The organism is Pontibacter virosus (assembly GCF_003096355.1).
Classification (GTDB): Bacteria; Bacteroidota; Bacteroidia; order Cytophagales; family Hymenobacteraceae; genus Pontibacter; species Pontibacter virosus.
In genome coordinates this window covers 310,559-326,986 of the sequence record NZ_QEKI01000001.1, presented here as the reverse complement: position 1 = coordinate 326,986, position 16,428 = coordinate 310,559, and the positions used below count along the sequence as shown (strand labels likewise).

16 protein-coding genes are annotated in these 16,428 nt (G+C 50.2%); 11 read left to right on the top strand and 5 right to left on the bottom strand.

The window, feature by feature from the left end:
• Window positions 1-15 precede the first annotated feature (15 nt).
• The 8 genes from rpsD to hscA all read left to right on the top strand — a co-directional run bounded on the left by rpsD (window position 16) and on the right by hscA (window position 7,826).
• Entirely contained in the window at window positions 16-621 is a 606-nt protein-coding gene (rpsD, locus tag C8E01_RS01265) for a 30S ribosomal protein S4 (protein WP_076669294.1), read from the top strand.
• A 37-nt stretch (window positions 622-658) separates the two neighbouring features.
• A complete protein-coding gene (locus C8E01_RS01260; protein WP_116541554.1) occupies window positions 659-1,648 on the top strand; it encodes a DNA-directed RNA polymerase subunit alpha in 990 nt (329 codons plus the stop codon).
• Between the two features lie 70 nt (window positions 1,649-1,718).
• The gene (gene rplQ / locus C8E01_RS01255; protein WP_116541553.1) at window positions 1,719-2,231 is read left to right on the top strand and encodes a 50S ribosomal protein L17; all 513 of its coding nucleotides are present in this window, start codon (window positions 1,719-1,721) and stop codon (window positions 2,229-2,231) included.
• 76 nt (window positions 2,232-2,307) lie between these two features.
• Window positions 2,308-3,414, top strand: coding sequence for a glutamine-hydrolyzing carbamoyl-phosphate synthase small subunit (gene carA / locus C8E01_RS01250; protein WP_116541552.1), 1,107 nt, complete (start codon window positions 2,308-2,310; stop codon window positions 3,412-3,414).
• A 20-nt stretch (window positions 3,415-3,434) separates the two neighbouring features.
• The gene (gene eno, locus C8E01_RS01245; protein WP_116541551.1) at window positions 3,435-4,712 is read left to right on the top strand and encodes a phosphopyruvate hydratase; all 1,278 of its coding nucleotides are present in this window, start codon (window positions 3,435-3,437) and stop codon (window positions 4,710-4,712) included.
• Window positions 4,713-4,813: 101 nt separating this feature from the next.
• On the top strand, window positions 4,814-5,113 hold the full coding sequence (locus C8E01_RS01240) for an FtsB family cell division protein (protein ID WP_116541550.1): 300 nt from the start codon (window positions 4,814-4,816) through the stop codon (window positions 5,111-5,113).
• Between the two features lie 172 nt (window positions 5,114-5,285).
• The gene (locus C8E01_RS01235) at window positions 5,286-5,852 is read left to right on the top strand and encodes a helix-turn-helix domain-containing protein (RefSeq protein WP_116541863.1); all 567 of its coding nucleotides are present in this window, start codon (window positions 5,286-5,288) and stop codon (window positions 5,850-5,852) included.
• A gap of 111 nt (window positions 5,853-5,963) precedes the next feature.
• A complete protein-coding gene (hscA, locus tag C8E01_RS01230) occupies window positions 5,964-7,826 on the top strand; it encodes a Fe-S protein assembly chaperone HscA (protein WP_116541549.1) in 1,863 nt (620 codons plus the stop codon).
• 84 nt (window positions 7,827-7,910) lie between these two features.
• On the opposite strand, the gene C8E01_RS01225 is transcribed toward hscA, so the two are convergent.
• Window positions 7,911-8,249 (bottom strand): hypothetical protein, encoded by a 339-nt coding sequence (locus tag C8E01_RS01225; RefSeq protein ID WP_116541548.1) that lies wholly within the window; start codon window positions 8,247-8,249, stop codon window positions 7,911-7,913.
• Between the two features lie 3 nt (window positions 8,250-8,252).
• Entirely contained in the window at window positions 8,253-9,320 is a 1,068-nt protein-coding gene (locus C8E01_RS01220) for an Ldh family oxidoreductase (protein WP_116541547.1), read from the bottom strand.
• Window positions 9,321-9,509: 189 nt separating this feature from the next.
• On the opposite strand from C8E01_RS01220, the gene C8E01_RS01215 reads away from it, so the two are divergent.
• Complete coding sequence (locus C8E01_RS01215) at window positions 9,510-11,897, top strand: hypothetical protein (protein ID WP_243409370.1); 2,388 nt, start codon at window positions 9,510-9,512, stop codon at window positions 11,895-11,897.
• A gap of 69 nt (window positions 11,898-11,966) precedes the next feature.
• Here the strand turns inward: C8E01_RS01215 and C8E01_RS01210 are convergent, their stop codons facing one another.
• From C8E01_RS01210 to C8E01_RS01200, 3 genes are all read right to left on the bottom strand, one after another.
• Window positions 11,967-12,905: a Ppx/GppA phosphatase family protein gene (locus C8E01_RS01210; RefSeq protein ID WP_116541545.1), complete on the bottom strand. Its 939-nt coding sequence runs from the start codon at window positions 12,903-12,905 to the stop codon at window positions 11,967-11,969.
• A 62-nt stretch (window positions 12,906-12,967) separates the two neighbouring features.
• Window positions 12,968-13,846, bottom strand: coding sequence for a hypothetical protein (locus tag C8E01_RS01205; protein ID WP_116541544.1), 879 nt, complete (start codon window positions 13,844-13,846; stop codon window positions 12,968-12,970).
• Between the two features lie 91 nt (window positions 13,847-13,937).
• Entirely contained in the window at window positions 13,938-14,828 is an 891-nt protein-coding gene (locus C8E01_RS01200; RefSeq protein WP_116541543.1) for a class I SAM-dependent methyltransferase, read from the bottom strand.
• Window positions 14,829-14,930: 102 nt separating this feature from the next.
• Between C8E01_RS01200 and dapF the strand changes: the two genes are divergently transcribed.
• Together dapF and C8E01_RS01190 are read left to right on the top strand one after the other, a co-directional pair.
• Entirely contained in the window at window positions 14,931-15,716 is a 786-nt protein-coding gene (gene dapF, locus C8E01_RS01195) for a diaminopimelate epimerase (protein WP_116541542.1), read from the top strand.
• A gap of 3 nt (window positions 15,717-15,719) precedes the next feature.
• Complete coding sequence (locus C8E01_RS01190) at window positions 15,720-16,244, top strand: GNAT family N-acetyltransferase (protein WP_116541541.1); 525 nt, start codon at window positions 15,720-15,722, stop codon at window positions 16,242-16,244.
• Window positions 16,245-16,428 lie beyond the last annotated feature (184 nt).

Here is a 16,428-nt window from a genome sequence, read left to right as displayed (position 1 = left end):
TTCAGATTAAATACAATGGCAAGATATACTGGTCCTAAAAGCAAAATCTCCAGAAAGTTCAACGAGGAGATTTTCGGCCCAAGCAAAGCATTAAAAAAGAAAAGCTATCCTCCGGGACAGCACGGCCGTGGCCGTCGTAAAAAGCAGTCTGAGTATGCACTGCAGTTAACTGAAAAGCAGAAAGCCAAGTTTATCTATGGCATGCTTGAAAAGCAGTTCGCAAATCTGTTCGAGAAGGCTGCCCGTAAAGGCGGTGTTACTGGTGAACAATTCCTGACTCTCCTCGAGTCTAGACTTGACAACACAGTTTACAGATTAGGAATCGCTCCGACAAGAAGAGCTGCTCGTCAGCTAGTATTGCACAAGCACATCACTGTTAACGGTGAGATTGTAAACATACCTTCATATAGCTTAAAAGTTGGTGATACGGTAGCTGTTAGAGAGAAGTCTAAATCTCTAGAAGCAATTACTACTAGCTTGAGCGTTCGCAATGCGCGTGCTTTCAGCTGGTTAGAGTGGGATGGAGCTGAGATGGTTGGTAAATTTGTGTCTGCGCCTCAGCGTGACCAGATCCCTGAGAAAATTCAGGAGCAGCTGATCGTCGAGTTCTATTCTAAGTAAGCCGCTTAATCAAATTTTAACCTTTAACACTGCAAGTATGTCAATATTAGCATTTCAAATGCCAGAGAAAGTTGTGATGGAAAAAGCCGACGACTTTCATGGTTTATTTGAATTCAAGCCGCTTGAAAAAGGTTACGGAGTAACCATCGGTAATGCTCTGCGAAGAATTTTGCTTTCTTCTCTTGAAGGATACGCAATAACTAGCGTTCGCATACCTGGTGTACTGCATGAGTTCTCGTCTGTTGAAGGCGTAGTGGAGGATGTATCTGATATTATCCTCAACCTGAAGATGGTTCGTTTTAAGAAGATCAGTGAAGTTATCGATGATAAGGTTACTGTATCTATTTCAGGACAGGATAAGTTTGTAGCTGGCGATATTAGCAAGTTTTCTACAAGCTTTGAGGTACTAAACCCAGAGTTGGTTATCTGCAACCTGGATAAGAACATGACACTGGAAGTTGAGCTGACTATTCAAAAGGGACGTGGATACGTTCCTGCTGAGGAGAACAAGCCGGCAGACCAAGTATTTGGCCTTATTCCGATCGACGCCATCTTCACGCCAATCAAAAATGTAAAGTTCAGTGTAGAAAATACACGTGTTGAGCAGAAAACTGACTATGAAAAGTTAGTGCTTGACTTACAGACTGATGGTTCTATTCATCCGGAAGACGCTTTGAAAGGTGCTGCCAACATTCTGATTCAGCACTTCATGCTCTTCTCTGATAACACGATGACTTTTGAAACAGCTAAGCCTGAAGAAGAAGAAGCAGTGGACGAAGAGCTGTTGCATATGCGTAAAGTACTGAAGACTTCGCTTCAGGATATGGACCTCTCTGTTAGAGCTTACAATTGCCTTAAGGCCGCCGACATTAAAACACTTGGTGACCTGGTGCAGCTTGACATTTCTGACATGATGAAGTTCCGTAACTTTGGCAAGAAGTCTTTGACAGAGCTTGAGAACCTGGTGCAAGAGAAAGGCCTGACTTTTGGCATGGACCTTTCTAAGTATAAATTAGAAGAAGATTAATCATCCTGCGGCATAATTCCCGATCCCCGAGTGGGTTGATCGACGGTATGCACGTGCACAATTCAAAATAATGAGACACGGTAAAAAATTTAATCACTTAGGAAGAACCGCTTCGCACCGTAAAGCAATGCTGTCTAACATGGCTGCTTCGCTTATCCTGCACAAGCGTCTTTCTACTACAGTAGCCAAAGCAAAAGCACTACGCAAGTATGTGGAGCCTCTACTGACAAAATCCAAAAACGACACAACTCACTCCAGAAGAACAGTTTTTGCTTACCTGCAAGACAAGGAATCTGTGAAAGAGTTGTTTGACGAAGTATCTGTAAAGATCGCTAACAGACCTGGTGGTTACACGCGTATCCTGAAGACTGGTTACAGACTTGGTGACAACGCTGAAATGTGTGTTATCGAGCTTGTTGACTACAACGAGGACATGCTGACTACAACTGGTACTGCCGGTGGTGCTAAGAAGACTCGTCGTCGTACTTCTTCTAAGAAAAAAGGTGCTGAGTCTACTGAGGCTTCAACTCCTGCAGCTCCAGAAGCAGAAGGTACTAAAGATGAAACAAAAGATGCTGAATAAGCTTCATTTGTGAAATATTGTAAAGGGACATGACATTAGTCGTGTCCCTTTTTTATTTTTGTATTAAATTATCAAGATGAAGAAACACACAACTTCCGAAGCTATTCTTTTATTACAGGATGGTACCGTATTCACAGGCAAGAGTCTGGGGCGCATTGGCACGACAGGCGGTGAGTTATGCTTTAACACAGGTATGACAGGCTATCAGGAGATCTTCACGGATCCATCTTATTATGGTCAGTTAGTTGTCACTACGTTTTCGCACATAGGCAATTATGGTGTGCTGGCTGATGAAGTAGAATCGAATAAAGTACAGATCAATGGTCTTGTATGTAAGGAGTTTTCACATTTCTTTTCCCGTAAGCAAGCGGAGGGTTCTCTACAGGATTACTTTGAAAAAGCAGCTATAGTGGGTATCTGTGAAATTGACACGCGTGCCCTGGTGCGTCATATCCGCGACAAAGGCGCTATGAACGGTATTATCTCTTCTGAAACAGCTGATGTGGTTGAGCTGAAGCGCAAGCTTGGCGAAGTGCCATCTATGGCTGGTCTTGAGCTTTCGTCGCATGTGAGTACTTCAGAGGTATATGGCATGAAGCCTGAAGAAGTGAAGTATAAAGTGGCTGTATTGGACCTCGGAGTGAAACGTAACAGTTTGAATAACCTGGTTGCCCGTGGTTGTGAAGTGAAGGTGTTCCCGTACGATACACCATTTGAAGAGATGGAGAAGTGGAACCCGGATGGTTACTTCATATCGAATGGCCCTGGTGATCCTGCGGCCACCACCGTTGCCATTAACAGTGTAAAACAAATACTGGATAAGAGCAGACCGATGTTTGGTATCTGCATGGGGCATCAAATGCTGGCGCAGGCCAATGGTATTGCTACCTATAAAATGCACAATGGCCACAGAGGCCTAAACCATCCTGTGAAGAACCTCCTAACAGGTCTAAGCGAGATCACTTCCCAAAACCACGGCTTTGTAGTTGATTCAGAACAACTGAAGAACCACCCGGACGTAGAAGTGACGCATATCAACCTGAATGATAACACGGTGGAAGGTATACGTATGAAGACGAAGCCTGCATTCTCGGTACAGTATCACCCTGAGTCTTCTCCGGGCCCACATGATTCCGTTTACCTGTTCGACGATTTTATTGCCCTGTTAGAGCAAAACAAGTAAAACTATATAAAAACAAACCGATGAGCTTAATTACAGATATTAAAGCACGCCAGATCTTCGATTCAAGAGGCAACCCAACAGTAGAAGTTGATGTGTTTACAGAGAGTGGCGTACTAGGCCGTGCTGCTGTGCCTTCTGGTGCTTCCACCGGTGTGCACGAGGCGGTAGAACTTCGCGACGGTGACAAAGGCAAGTACATGGGTAAAGGTGTACTGCAGGCCGTTCAAAATGTAAACGAGAAAATAGCGGAAGAGCTTGTCGGATTCCCGGTGTTCGAGCAGAATCTGCTTGACAAGATTATGATTGAGCTTGACGGCACGGAGAACAAAGGCAACCTGGGTGCGAACGCAATACTGGGTGTTTCTCTGGCAATTGCACGTGCTGCTGCGCAGGAACTGGGTATGCCACTGTACCGCTACGTAGGTGGTGTCAATGCTAATACCTTGCCTGTACCGATGATGAACATCCTGAACGGTGGTAGCCATGCTGACAACGCTATCGACTTCCAGGAGTTTATGATCATGCCGGTAGGAGCGCCTTCTTTCTCTGAAGCGCTGCGTATGGGCTCTGAAGTGTTCCATCACCTGAAGAATGTACTCAAGAAGAAGGGGCTTTCTACGAACGTAGGCGACGAGGGTGGTTTCGCTCCGAACATTGCCTCTAACGTAGAGGCAATTGAGGTGGTACTCCAGGCGATTGAGGCAGCTGGCTACAAGCCAGGCGACGACATGATGATCGCCATGGACGCAGCCAGCTCTGAGTTCTATGACAAGTCTACTGGTCTGTATACCTTTAAGAAGTCTACTGGCGATAAGCTGACGTCTTCAGAAATGGTAAGCTACTGGAAAGAGTGGACGGAGAAGTACCCGATAGCTTCGATTGAAGACGGTATGGACGAAGACGACTGGAAAGGCTGGAAAGAACTGACTGAAACCATTGGCCACAAAGTACAGTTGGTAGGCGACGACTTGTTCGTGACGAACGTGAAGCGTCTGCAGCAAGGTATAGACCAAGGTGTAGCCAACTCCATCCTGATCAAAGTGAACCAGATAGGTACGCTGACGGAGACGATCAATGCGATTAACCTGGGCTTGCGCCACGGGTATAAGAGTGTGATGTCGCACCGCTCGGGTGAGACAGAAGACAATACGATCGCTGACCTGGCAGTTGCCCTTAACACAGGCCAGATCAAGACAGGTTCGGCTTCCCGCTCTGACCGTATGGCCAAGTACAACCAGCTGCTCCGCATTGAGGAGGAGCTCGGAGAAGTGGCTTATTATCCTGGAAAGAAGTTCTAACGAGTATCCTGAAAATATTTTAGGCATAAGGCTGTGGGTTTATGACTCACAGCCTTATTTTTGTGTAAAGCCCTCAGAATAATATCTATAGTTTTCTATATATGCTCAACCGTATACCTAAGTTTGTTCGCAGTTTCTATTTCGTAACAGGTATGCTGTTTTTGGTTTGGATGTTATTTTTTGACTCCAACGACTTTATCACGCAGTACCGCATGAGCAGGGAGCTGAGCAATAAAGAGAAAGACAAGGAGTACTACCTCGAGAAAATGGCCGAGGTGCAGCAGGACCGCGAGGAACTGATGGGCAATCCGGAACTGCTCGAGAAGTTCGCTAGGGAAAAATACCTGATGAAGCGTCCGGGTGAGGATGTGTTCATCGTTGTGCCAAAAAAAGAAAAGTAAGGTATAAGTCCATAGATGGATGTGCAGAAAGCTGTTTTATAAGAACAGCTTTCTGCATTTATAGCCTCTCAAAGCCCAAAAGTCATCAAAGTCATAGGAATTACGTAGAAATACCGCAAGCCTGGATGACACTTTTACTGTAGTATTGAGAAACGAACCTAAAGACAACACCATGAATGAGTTAGGAAACAGGATTCTCGAGATAAGAAAGAGAAAAGGCTTGAGCCAGGAAGAACTGTCAGAGATGGCAGGTATAAGCTTGCGGACTTTGCAACGGATAGAGAAAGGGGACACAGAGCCGCGGGGCTATACCTTAAAATCAATCTGCCAGGCACTGGGAGTGGACGTGGAGGAGGTATACGACTATGGCAAGGAGCCAGACAAAAGTGTTCTGTTGCTGATGCACCTGTCCGTGCTTTCGTATTTGCTGATGCCGCTCGGCAACCTCGTTTTCCCGCTGATCATCTGGATAACGCAGAAAAAGAAAGTGCTCCATGTGCACGAGCAAGGTATCAGCCTGTTGAACTTTCAGATCACCTGGTCTCTGGTTACTTATCCGCTGGTTATGCTTTTTGCCTGGATGAAGATCATGCACTACCCGGGTTCGTGGTATGTGTTCGCCGCCTATCTGGTGCTTTACTTCCTCAATGCGCTCTACGTCATCAGAGTGTGTTGGCTGGTCAGCAAAGACGCGTCGCACGATCCATACCCGGTTTCGTTCAACTTATTGAAGGCATAAGCCCGGGGATCAGGTATAAAGCGCCGACATCCCGACACCTCCCCTGATTTTTTCGTAACTTTGCGTATAGCGCTGCCCACGTATAGGGTGGACTCACTAACGTATACAAACATGGCAAAAGTTGCGATAAACCTTTCTACAGGAGCCCTTCAGCAGGAAGAGGTGATTGTGGGTATAGATCTTGGGACTACCAACAGCTTGGTAGCCTACATACATCCCGAAACCAAAAAGCCGGTAGCCATCAACGACCTGGGTCGTGGTACCATTGTGCCGTCTATTGTGCATTTCACGCAGAGCGGTGAGACAATTGTCGGCACGGAGGCGAAAGACTACCTGACCACCGACCCTGCCAACACCATTTACTCTGTCAAGCGCCTGCTGGGCAAATCCTACAAAGACCTGGGCGAGCACAAAGACTACTTCGGCTACAAGATCATCGATGACGACAGCGAAGGCCTGGTGAAGATCAGGGTAGGGGACAGGTTCTACTCGCCAATCGAACTGTCGGCGGAGATATTGAAAGAGTTGCGCGAGCGAGCCGAGCATGCCCTGAAAACGCCGGTGAACAGAGCCGTGATCACGGTGCCCGCTTACTTCAACGACTCCCAGCGCCAGGCCACCCGCGATGCCGGCAAACTGGCCGGACTCGAAGTGCTGCGCATCGTAAACGAACCAACGGCGGCCTCCCTTGCCTACGGTATAGGTATAGACCCCTCCGAAGAAAAAACGATTGCCGTGTACGACCTTGGCGGCGGTACGTTCGATATCTCTATCCTGAGCCTGCACCAGGGGATTTTTGAGGTGCTCTCCACGCACGGCGACACCTACCTGGGCGGCGACGACATGGACCGCGCCATTATCAACTACTGGATACAGGAAAACCAACTGGTGGCCGATACCATCAACGAGGATAAGAAACTGCAGCAGGCACTGCGCCTGAAAGCCGAAGAGGCCAAAAAGGCGCTGAGCCAGCAGCAGATCTATACCAGCAGAGTGAACGACACAATAGAATGCGGCATTACGCGGCACAAGTTCGAGGAACTCATTGCCCCGATCGTGGCCAAGACCATCGAAAGCTGCCGACAGGCGATGGGCGATGCCAAACTGAAGCCGGAGCAGATTGATGCCGTGATCATGGTAGGTGGCTCTACCCGTGTGCCGCTGGTATACGAAACGGTATCGGAGTTCTTCGGAAAGCCCGCGAACATCTCCCTCAACCCTGATGAAGTGGTTTCCCTGGGCGCGGCTATTCAGGCCGATATCCTATCGGGCAACCGCAAAGACATCCTCTTGTTGGACGTGACACCGCTCACGCTAGGCATCGAAACCATGGGCGGACTGATGGACTCGATCATCCCGCGCAACTCAAAGATACCCACCAAAGCCGGCCGCCAATACACGACCTCCATCGACGGACAGGTGAACATGAAGATCTCCGTTTACCAGGGTGAGCGAGATTTGGTGCAAGAGAACCGCAAATTGGCAGAGTTCGACCTGAAAGGTATACCTGCTATGCCTGCCGGTTTCCCGAAAGTGGACGTGAACTTTATCCTGAACGCCGACGGCATTCTGAAAGTAGAGGCGATTGAACTGCGCTCCGGCGTGCGCCAGGAGGTAGAGGTGAAGCCACAGTACGGCCTGACCGATTCGCAGGTAGAGCAGATGCTGATGGACTCCATTACCCACGCCCGCGAAGACGTGTCGGCGCGTATGGTGATCGAAGCTCGCACCACGGCTGAGCAGATGCTCTACCAGGTGGAGCGCTTTCTGGAGAAAAACGGCCAGCACCTGACCGAGGACGAAGTAAACCTGACGCGTGAGAATTTGCAGAAGCTGCGCGACGTGCTGCCGAGCGGCGACAAAGACCAGATCCTGAAAGCGGTGGATAATCTGGAAGAGCAGACCAGCCCGTTTGCGGAGCGTGTCATGCAGATCTCCATCAAGCAGGCGATGGCAGGCAAGAAAATCGAGTAGGGTACGCCTGCTGCTTATACCTAAAAAAGAGAAGAGCTGGCCATCAGGGTCAGCTCTTCTCTTTTACGAGATGCTAAAAAGATGTTAGCGACTAAGGGAAAGCAGCGCGTCGAGCAAGGTATAGTTCAGGTATAGCAGGGTGATCGCGACGATCACCCCGACCATGATGTTGGTGTAAGGCTCGTCCTGTTCGCGCACGCCTCTCACTCCCCAGTATACATAGGCAACCAGGGCGAGCAGACCGTAGAGCAGCAGGAGCACAGGTATAGCAATCAGCACCGACTCCGGAACGAGCCTCCAGAAATAGTTGAATCCGAGCCAGGCCACATTCAGGATCCAGGAAAGCACCAGCATCATAATGCTGCGCCGTGTGGAGCCCAGGCCTAAAAGCCGTAAAAGGGTTATACCTTTGTCCGTCGCCATACCTTAGAATTTCACACCGAACTTCTTGCCAACTTCTGCGAGGTCTTTCTCAACCGGCGGCAACAGCGGTATACCTTTCTGCAGGCGCTTGGCCGTCATGATGCGTTCCGGGTCACCCGGTATTAGCACAGCTTTTTCTCCGCGTTTTACATGGGCGTTGCGGAAAGCAGTGATCCAGTTATCCATGTGGTGCTTGAACTCATCGGCAGGGCGGAAGGCATCGATACGCATAGCGCCGAAGAAGTGCCCTATACCTTGCCCCACCGGGTCGGCGGGAGGAGCCAGGAAGCTCACGAAAGGCGGCACCCACGGGCCATAGTTGGCACCCGACAGCACACCCGAGAAAATATCGACAATAGAGCCGAGTGCATAGCCTTTGTGGCTGCCGCGGTTTTTGGTACTACCCAGCGGAAGCAAGGCACCACCGGACTGTACTTCGAAAGCGTTGGTTGAACCCAGGCCAGTGGCCGTTTGCACCCAGCCGCTCGGGGTCTTCTTTTGCTTGCGCTGCAGGATTTCCAGCTTGCCGTTAGCGGCAGTGGTAGTGGCCAGGTCGGCCACAAAAGGCGGCTGCTCGTTAGCAGGTACGGCTACCGCAATTGGATTGGTGCCCAGCATGCGCTGCGTCGAGTGGGTTGGTGCCACCAACGGACTGGCGTTGGTCATGGCCATCCCGATCATGTCGCGCTGCAGAGCCTGCATAGCGTGGTAACCGGCTATACCGAAGTGATTCGAGTTCCGCACCGACACCCAGCCTGAGCCTACGTTTTCTGCTTTCTCCATGGCAATCTCCATAGCGCGTGGCGCTACTACCAGGCCAAGTCCGCCGTCGCCGTCCACTGTGGCAGTGCTAGGCGTTTCGTGCACTATTGTAATGGTAGGCTTTGGGTTGATGCGTCCTGCTTCATATAGGCGAATATAGCCGCTTAACCGGGCCACGCCGTGGGAGTCTACGCCGCGCAGGTCGGCCTCCAACAAAACCTGGGTCGCTAGCTGGGCATCTTCCAGGGAGCAGCCTATGTTAAGGAATATCTCGCGGGTGAAGTCAAAGAGGTGTCGGTATGGGTACATAGTAATCGGGTTAGGGCCGCAAATTAAAAAATTATCAAACCAATGCCTTGCAATTCCTAAAGCGATTGTCTTCCACGGAAATAATGCCGCTGATTACCATTTATATACCCTTTTTTCTATACTTTCGGAGTTTGGTAGAAAACTGGAATAGAATTTGACTTGGCCAAAGCAGGCTTAAACGATACGACTATGAAGAGAGCATTACTTCTGACCTGGATACTCACAGCGGCTGTCGCGGTACAGGCACAGAGCCGGCTTGTGTTTAACGAAGCTATACCTGTTTCTTTCCTGATCAAGCAGGAAGCGGCTGGCAACAGCAGTCAGGTAAACAGCAACAAGCTGATACAGTTGCTAACCGAAAGCGGCACGACTACTAGCAAAACCGGCGGTCGTCCGAGCCGCAAGTCTGAGTTTGTGGTGCGCCTGGAACAGCAGGCCCGCATTGCCAAAGCCGGCGATCAGTTGCAGATCAAAGTGCAGTTGCAGCAAATTGGCGTGAGCGGCGATGTGCATTACCGCGGCTTCGACCTGGGCAGTGTACTCCTGCCAGAGCAGGCCAAAATGACGGTACGTTTGCTCAACAGCCAGCAGAAAGAAGTGAAGCGCTTTAGCCTGCCTGCCATGAACCTGAAACCGAACGGCATCGTGGCGCTGGAAACCACCGTGCCAGACACCGCCAAAAGCGAGGGCTATACCCTGAAAGTGGATGGTTTGGAACTGGTGTATACCCAGGCTGATGTGCAGGAACTGGAGGAGCGTATCGGCCTGATCAAAGACTACTATGCCGCCGATGCCACCCTGAACAAGATGTTGCAGGACGTGGTGCTGATCAAGCATGACGATGTGGACCGCATCAAACAGCAGAACCAGCGCCTGCGCGATATGGAAGAAATGCTGAAGAAGCTGCAGGATAAACAATTCTCTGACAAGCTGAGCCTGAATCAGTACGACCCGCAGCGCTATGTAGCCAAGTCCAACCAACTGAACCAGCTACTGAAAGAGCGCCGCAAAGCCGTGAACCATACCCTGGCTACACTCGACCAGCAGTTTTATAACCGTGGTATCAACTTGATGGCCCGCAACAACCTGGCGGCTGCCAGCACATACTTTGTGAAATCGCTGGAAGTGAACCCTCGTTTTGCACCTGCGCATTTGCAGTTAGCCCGTCTGGATTTTATGAGCGGCAATGTGCACGAAGCGGCCGGCCGTACGCGCGACATCCTCACCCAAATGCGTGTAGACCCTGAAACCCAGCAGATGGCTTTGGGGCTGGCGCATGACATTTACAGTTCATTCATGGCAGAAGGACATGCCCACAACAGCCGCGGTGACTACCGCAGTGCCGTAGCCGCCTATGCCGATGCCCGCGCCCTGTGCAGCACCCTGGGCGGATTGCGTTGCAACATGCCAGCCCTGAACGATGGCGAAGGACGTGCCGTGTATGGCTATTATCGCAGCATGGTAGAGGAGGGCAAGCGTTCTTTGAGCAGAGGCGATCTGGCACAGGCTGAGCAAATGGCCGACGAAGCCTATACCTTCCAGCGCCAGTACGACTACCTGTTGCATGACGCGCCGGAGGCGGCCGAGCTGCAGGGGCAAGTGAAGTACCAGTACTATGTGCAGCACATCGACAAAGGGCGCCAGGCCATGAAGGTAAAAGATTACCGCTATGCGCTGGAGCAGTTTGAGTCGGCATTAGCCTTGGAGCAAGGCTATACCTTCCAGCCCGTGCGTGAACTGAGCAACTTGCTACAGCAGGCTGCCAAACCGGTGCTGCTGAGTAAGCTTGCAGAGGGTTATACCCTGGCCATGAGCAACAGGCTCGCCGATGCCAGAGCAGTAGCCAGTTCAGCTGAGAACATGCGCAGTCGTTATGCCCTGGAGCGTGACAACGAGGTGCTAGCCAAGTATATCGAGTTACGTGATCGCATCTTCACGCAGGAGTGCCTGAATGTGCAAGCTGACTACGACCGCCATTATGCCGCTGCGCAGTTGCTTGTAAAGGAGAAGAAATTCATCGCCGCCGACCAGGCCTATCAGGCTGCCTTAAATGCGGCAGGATCAAAAGCGACTTGCACCATCGCTACGTTCACAGCAGAAGACGGACGTGCTACCATTGCCGACGCCACTGCCTACCAGCGCATGCTGGAAGAGGCCAACCGCATGGTGGCGACTGGCCGTTATACGGATGCCATACAACGCTACAACGATGCCGAGCAGCACTACCTTAGCAAGTCGATCGCTCGCTTTGGGCTGGATCATATTTCGCTTTATAACTTCGCCCACGCGCAAAGCAAGCTAGCCTTTACAGCGACTGTGGTAGATCACTTCACCAGCATTCATCAGGAGAAAGCCGCCCTGCAACTTCTGACCAACTTGCTCAACAAGGGCTATGCCAAGGGCAAAACCAAGAAGGCGCAGCAACAGCTAGGTATACAGCTGGCTATAAAAGATGTGAGTAGCGGCCAGACTGAAACTGCCAAGGTAATGGTGGCCAGCTATACCCAGGGCGATAAGAAACTGAAGCATCTGGGCAAAGCCTACGAAAAGGAGCGTAAGAAATTGGCGAAAGGATAAGAACCCCTACAAACATAAAAGCCTATCCGTTGGGACAGGCTTTTATGTTTACTTAAGGTAGTATAGCGACTACATTTTTTCAAGCGCCTGCGCCAGCACACCTTCTTTCAGCGCATAAGCCGACACCCGAATCTCCTGCAGTTGATAAGTATCCAGTACGAAGTCCACCAGTATACTCGCCAGCACGATCATATCGACCCGCATCTCCAGCATGCCAGGTATAGCCAGGCGTTCATCGTGCGTTTTGTGCAGCAATTCCTGGTGTATTTTGTAATAGTCTGCTACCTCCAGGGCAGAAGCGGCAGGCTGTGAAAGTTGGCGTGAATTGTCTCCACGGCTCAGGGCGTCAATGTCGCAGAGGGTATCGAAGGTGCCAGATGCGCCTATTAGTCGAACGGGCTTATACCTTTCCACAGCTTCAGTGAGCGGCTGCAGTTGCTCTGCCAGGAAGCTTTTTTCGGCCGATACCTCTGCATCAGGTATAGGGTCGGTGGAAAAGAACCTGTCCATCAGGCGTTGGGCACCCACTTCAAAGCTACGTTTCCAGAAAATCTCCCGATTGTTACACAGGATAAACTCCACACTTCCCCCACCAATGTCCATGATCAGGGACGTCTGCTGATCGAGCACACCGGCAGAACGCACGCCGTAATAGATTAGCTCTGCTTCACGATCGCCGTCGATAATCTCTACCTGAATGTCAGTTTGCTTGTAAATGTCTTTAATGAAGTCCTCGCCGTTGCTGGCGTTGCGCACCATACTGGTTGCCATGGCCCGCACCGTCTCCACATCGTATTCATCGATCTGTCTGCGGAAATCTTTCAGTGTTTTCAGTGCCCGTTCGTAAGCCTCCGGCGCAATAGCCCCCTTGCTGATGCCACCCTGTCCGAGCCGAACCGGCAACTTGGTTTTTACGAAGTCGGTGCGCTGGCCCTTTTCATCTACTTCCGTGATAAGGAGGTGGAAGGTGTTGGTGCCCATGTCGATGAGTGCAAGGCGTTCGGTCATAGGGGAGTATCTAACAAAATTATAGTTAAATATGGTCTGGATAGGGAGTTTGCTCTTTGCGTTTACCTTAACGAATTAGATTCAGCATGGAAGTAGAACTTTTTGCTAATGTCTTTTTTGAAGTTTTTCAATTCATTAATATGTATAAAGTTTGAAGTAACTTTATTTAGAGGTAATATGAAAAGTTGCTCAGGGTTTTCGCCAGTTCCACCAAGTCCAATAGCTATAAAAACAGGAATTTTTCGGGTCTTTTCAAAATCTTTATAACGTTTTAATTGCTCTAGGCTAGCAAATTCTACTCCTCCTTTGAAAAGATTGCTCTTCCACTTACATTCCACTGAAAATTCAGTAACTGGAGATTTAAGTTCTATTAATAGATCAGGATTCTGTGTGGTTTCAGCATAAGTACCTTTGACGTATTTATCTCCAGCCCACTCTTTGATTCTATAGTATTTATTACTGAACTTCTGCACAACATATTTTTCAAAATTATCACCGCTCCTTTTATTAACATCTATAATCTCAGTTTCAGATGTTCCTGATTCCGCAATCCTTTTCTCAACATCTTGTATGATAGCATTATAATCGAGGTCATTTGAGTTTGCTATTTCCTTGATAAGACTTCGCTCATTAGGAGTAAGCACACCATCAGCAATAGCCATATCAACTACTCTAGCTAGCTCATTTGAGTTAGGTGATGAATTGCTAGAATTGGAGGAGCTTAATGTGTTATCTGTGCCTGCTATAGAAGAAGAAGGTGGGACGTCGTCTACTTCTATTGAAGGATAATCTGTATCTTTTGAAGGGTAAATCGCGCTATCTTTCTCTACAAATTGGTTTGCTGTATCAGTAGCATTCTGCGATTTAGAATAGAATACAAATCCTGTTATGAAGCATAACACTCCAATTACCATTAATAACATCCCCATTTTCCGTCCCATTTATTTTTAAGGATTTACTTAGCTGTGGCTAAGATTTGGTTGAATTTAGACTGCTGAACAGTGAGATTATAAAATAAATTCAAGCTACTACCTAGCCCTTCGAACTAAACCGAAAGAAAGTACCCAACGGCAACTTCCGCTCACCACGGTCGTGCAGGTATATCTCACCTAACTCCTCATTCCTGATCTGCTCCCCAAAGGTCAGGCGCATCAAATTGTCCAGAATCAGGGCAGAGAAGCCGAGGGAATAGAGGTTGATTACCAGGAAGTAGTCGGTTTTATCGAGCATCTGGTGGCAGAGCTTGATGAGTTCGTTCAGCTCGTTTTCCAGTTGCCATTTCTCACCGTTCGGGCCACGGCCGTAGGCGGGAGGGTCCAGGATGATGCCGTTGTAGGTGTTGCCGCGCTTCACTTCGCGGCGGGCGTATTTCATGGCGTCTTCCACGATCCAGCGCACATTGTCCAGACCACTGGCTTCCATGTTGTCGCGCGCCCAGAAGTTGACTTGCTTCACCGAGTCGAGGTGCGTTACGTCTGCTCCAGCGGCTTTGGCGGCCAGGGTGGCAGCACCGGTATAGGCAAACATGTTGAGTACCTTCGGCGTTTTAGTCTTGAGCGAGCGGGTTTTGTCGAAGATGAATTTCCAGTTGCTGTCCTGCTCCGGGAACAGGCCCACATGTTTGAACGAAGACAGACCCAAGCGGAAGCGCAGTTTCAGGTCGTTGTACTGGTAGTTTATAAACCATTGCTCCGGCATTCCTTTTTGAAGTTTCCACTGGCCTCTTTCCTGGCTGCCTTTGTCGCGGGTGAACACGGCGTTGGCCATGCGCTGCCACTCCGATTCGGGCAAATGCTTGTCCCAAATGGCCTGCGGCTCAGGTCGGGCCACATAGTACTGCCCGAAGCGCTCCAGTTTTTCAAAATCTCCAGAGTCAACGAGTTCGTAGTCAGCCCAGTTTTCTGTTGTTAAAAAGGAATACATATATTTGCTGTTTATATCCGGCTTGCGTAATAGCGGCAAATTACGAATTATATGCCGTGCCTGAAAATTGCACGTATCAGCTGTTTTAAATGTTTCTAAAGTATGCCACTAAGCTTCTATAAATACCAGGGTACAGGCAACGACTTCGTCATGATCGACAACCGGAAGTTGAACTTCCCGGCAGAGGACGAGCAGATGATCAAACATTTGTGCGACCGCCGGACCGGCATCGGTGCTGATGGCCTTATTCTGTTGCAGGACCATGACGATTACGACTTCGAGATGGTATACTTTAACGCAGACGGCCGCTTGGGCTCTATGTGCGGAAACGGGGCCCGCTGCACGGTACGTTTCGCCAAGCAACTCGGCGTGATCGAAGATGTGGCCTACTTTCTGGCAGCCGACGGCGAGCACCAGGCCACCATCGAGCGCGAGGAAATCCAGCTGAAAATGGGTGATGTGGCGGGTGTGGAGCGTATCGGGCAGGACTTCTACCTGAATACCGGCTCGCCTCACTACGTGCGCTTTGTAGACAATGTGCGCGACCTGGATGTGTACGCCGAGGGCCGTGCGGTGCGCTACAACGACCGCTTCGTGGCCAAAGGAACCAATGTGAATTTTGTGGAGCGCCTCTCTGAAGACACCATTTACGTGCGCACCTACGAGCGCGGCGTGGAAGACGAAACGCTATCGTGCGGAACCGGCGTGACGGCTTGCGCCCTGGTAGCAGGTATGCGCGGCATGGAAAGCCCGGTGCGCGTAAAAACCCCCGGAGGCAACCTGCAGGTAAGCTTCGAACAGCACGGTGACGGCTTCCGGTACGTATACCTGACGGGCCCTGCCAGACTGGTGTTTACGGGCACAGTGCCACTCCCGGAGAAGGTATAGCCCATGTTCCTGAAAGGCGACCATACCTACCTGCGGGCCCTCGAGCCCACTGATCTGGACTTTCTGTACACCTTAGAGAATGATACCTCAGTGTGGCATGTCGGCAACACGCTCACACCTTATTCCAGGTTTGTGCTGGAGCAGTACCTCGAGAACGCCGTCCTCGATATCTACACCATCAAGCAACTCCGCCTGGTCATCTGCAACCAGGCACAAGAAGCCATCGGCGCCATCGACCTTTTTGACTTCGACCCGTTGCACCGTCGCGCAGGTATAGGCATTGTTGTTTCAGCCGCATACCGTGGCCAGGGGCACGCAGCCGAGGCGCTGCATCTTCTGCTAAATTACTGTCAGCATACCTTGCAACTACACCAGGTATACTGCAGCATCACGGCCACCAACCACACCAGCATCAGGCTTTTCAAAAATACCGGCTTCGAGGAAGTCGGTATGCGCCGCGAATGGCTGCGCAAGTCTGATGGCGGTTGGGATGATGTAGTGGAGATGCAGCGGGTGTTCTCTGTCTGAGTCTTCAATATAGGGTCCCTACCTCCAAGGATTTACAGGATTCACGTGCACGATTGTCATCCCCTGCCCCCTTCCTTGTCGAGGCCCCCTATCCCCAAGGGGGACTTTCAGCTTATGCTTTCCCGTTCTGTCATCCTAAAAGGATCTTGGTCGAAGGGAGGTCAGGCAGTCGCTATAACACACT

Bases quoted from the DNA above. Each gene is read 5' to 3' on its own strand.
- dapF (WP_116541542.1), top strand. From the start codon at position 14,931: ATGCCACTAAGCTTCTATAAATACCAGGGTACAGGCAACGACTTCGTC.
- C8E01_RS01215 (WP_243409370.1), top strand. From the start codon at position 9,510: ATGAAGAGAGCATTACTTCTGACCTGGATACTCACAGCGGCTGTCGCG.
- C8E01_RS01200 (WP_116541543.1), bottom strand. From the start codon at position 14,828: ATGTATTCCTTTTTAACAACAGAAAACTGGGCTGACTACGAACTCGTT.
- C8E01_RS01235 (WP_116541863.1), top strand. From the start codon at position 5,286: ATGAATGAGTTAGGAAACAGGATTCTCGAGATAAGAAAGAGAAAAGGC.
- rplQ (WP_116541553.1), top strand. From the start codon at position 1,719: ATGAGACACGGTAAAAAATTTAATCACTTAGGAAGAACCGCTTCGCAC.
- C8E01_RS01210 (WP_116541545.1), bottom strand. From the start codon at position 12,905: ATGACCGAACGCCTTGCACTCATCGACATGGGCACCAACACCTTCCAC.
- C8E01_RS01240 (WP_116541550.1), top strand. From the start codon at position 4,814: ATGCTCAACCGTATACCTAAGTTTGTTCGCAGTTTCTATTTCGTAACA.
- C8E01_RS01225 (WP_116541548.1), bottom strand. From the start codon at position 8,249: ATGGCGACGGACAAAGGTATAACCCTTTTACGGCTTTTAGGCCTGGGC.
- C8E01_RS01260 (WP_116541554.1), top strand. From the start codon at position 659: ATGTCAATATTAGCATTTCAAATGCCAGAGAAAGTTGTGATGGAAAAA.
- rpsD (WP_076669294.1), top strand. From the start codon at position 16: ATGGCAAGATATACTGGTCCTAAAAGCAAAATCTCCAGAAAGTTCAAC.
- carA (WP_116541552.1), top strand. From the start codon at position 2,308: ATGAAGAAACACACAACTTCCGAAGCTATTCTTTTATTACAGGATGGT.
- C8E01_RS01205 (WP_116541544.1), bottom strand. From the start codon at position 13,846: ATGGGACGGAAAATGGGGATGTTATTAATGGTAATTGGAGTGTTATGC.
- C8E01_RS01220 (WP_116541547.1), bottom strand. From the start codon at position 9,320: ATGTACCCATACCGACACCTCTTTGACTTCACCCGCGAGATATTCCTT.
- hscA (WP_116541549.1), top strand. From the start codon at position 5,964: ATGGCAAAAGTTGCGATAAACCTTTCTACAGGAGCCCTTCAGCAGGAA.
- C8E01_RS01190 (WP_116541541.1), top strand. From the start codon at position 15,720: ATGTTCCTGAAAGGCGACCATACCTACCTGCGGGCCCTCGAGCCCACT.
- eno (WP_116541551.1), top strand. From the start codon at position 3,435: ATGAGCTTAATTACAGATATTAAAGCACGCCAGATCTTCGATTCAAGA.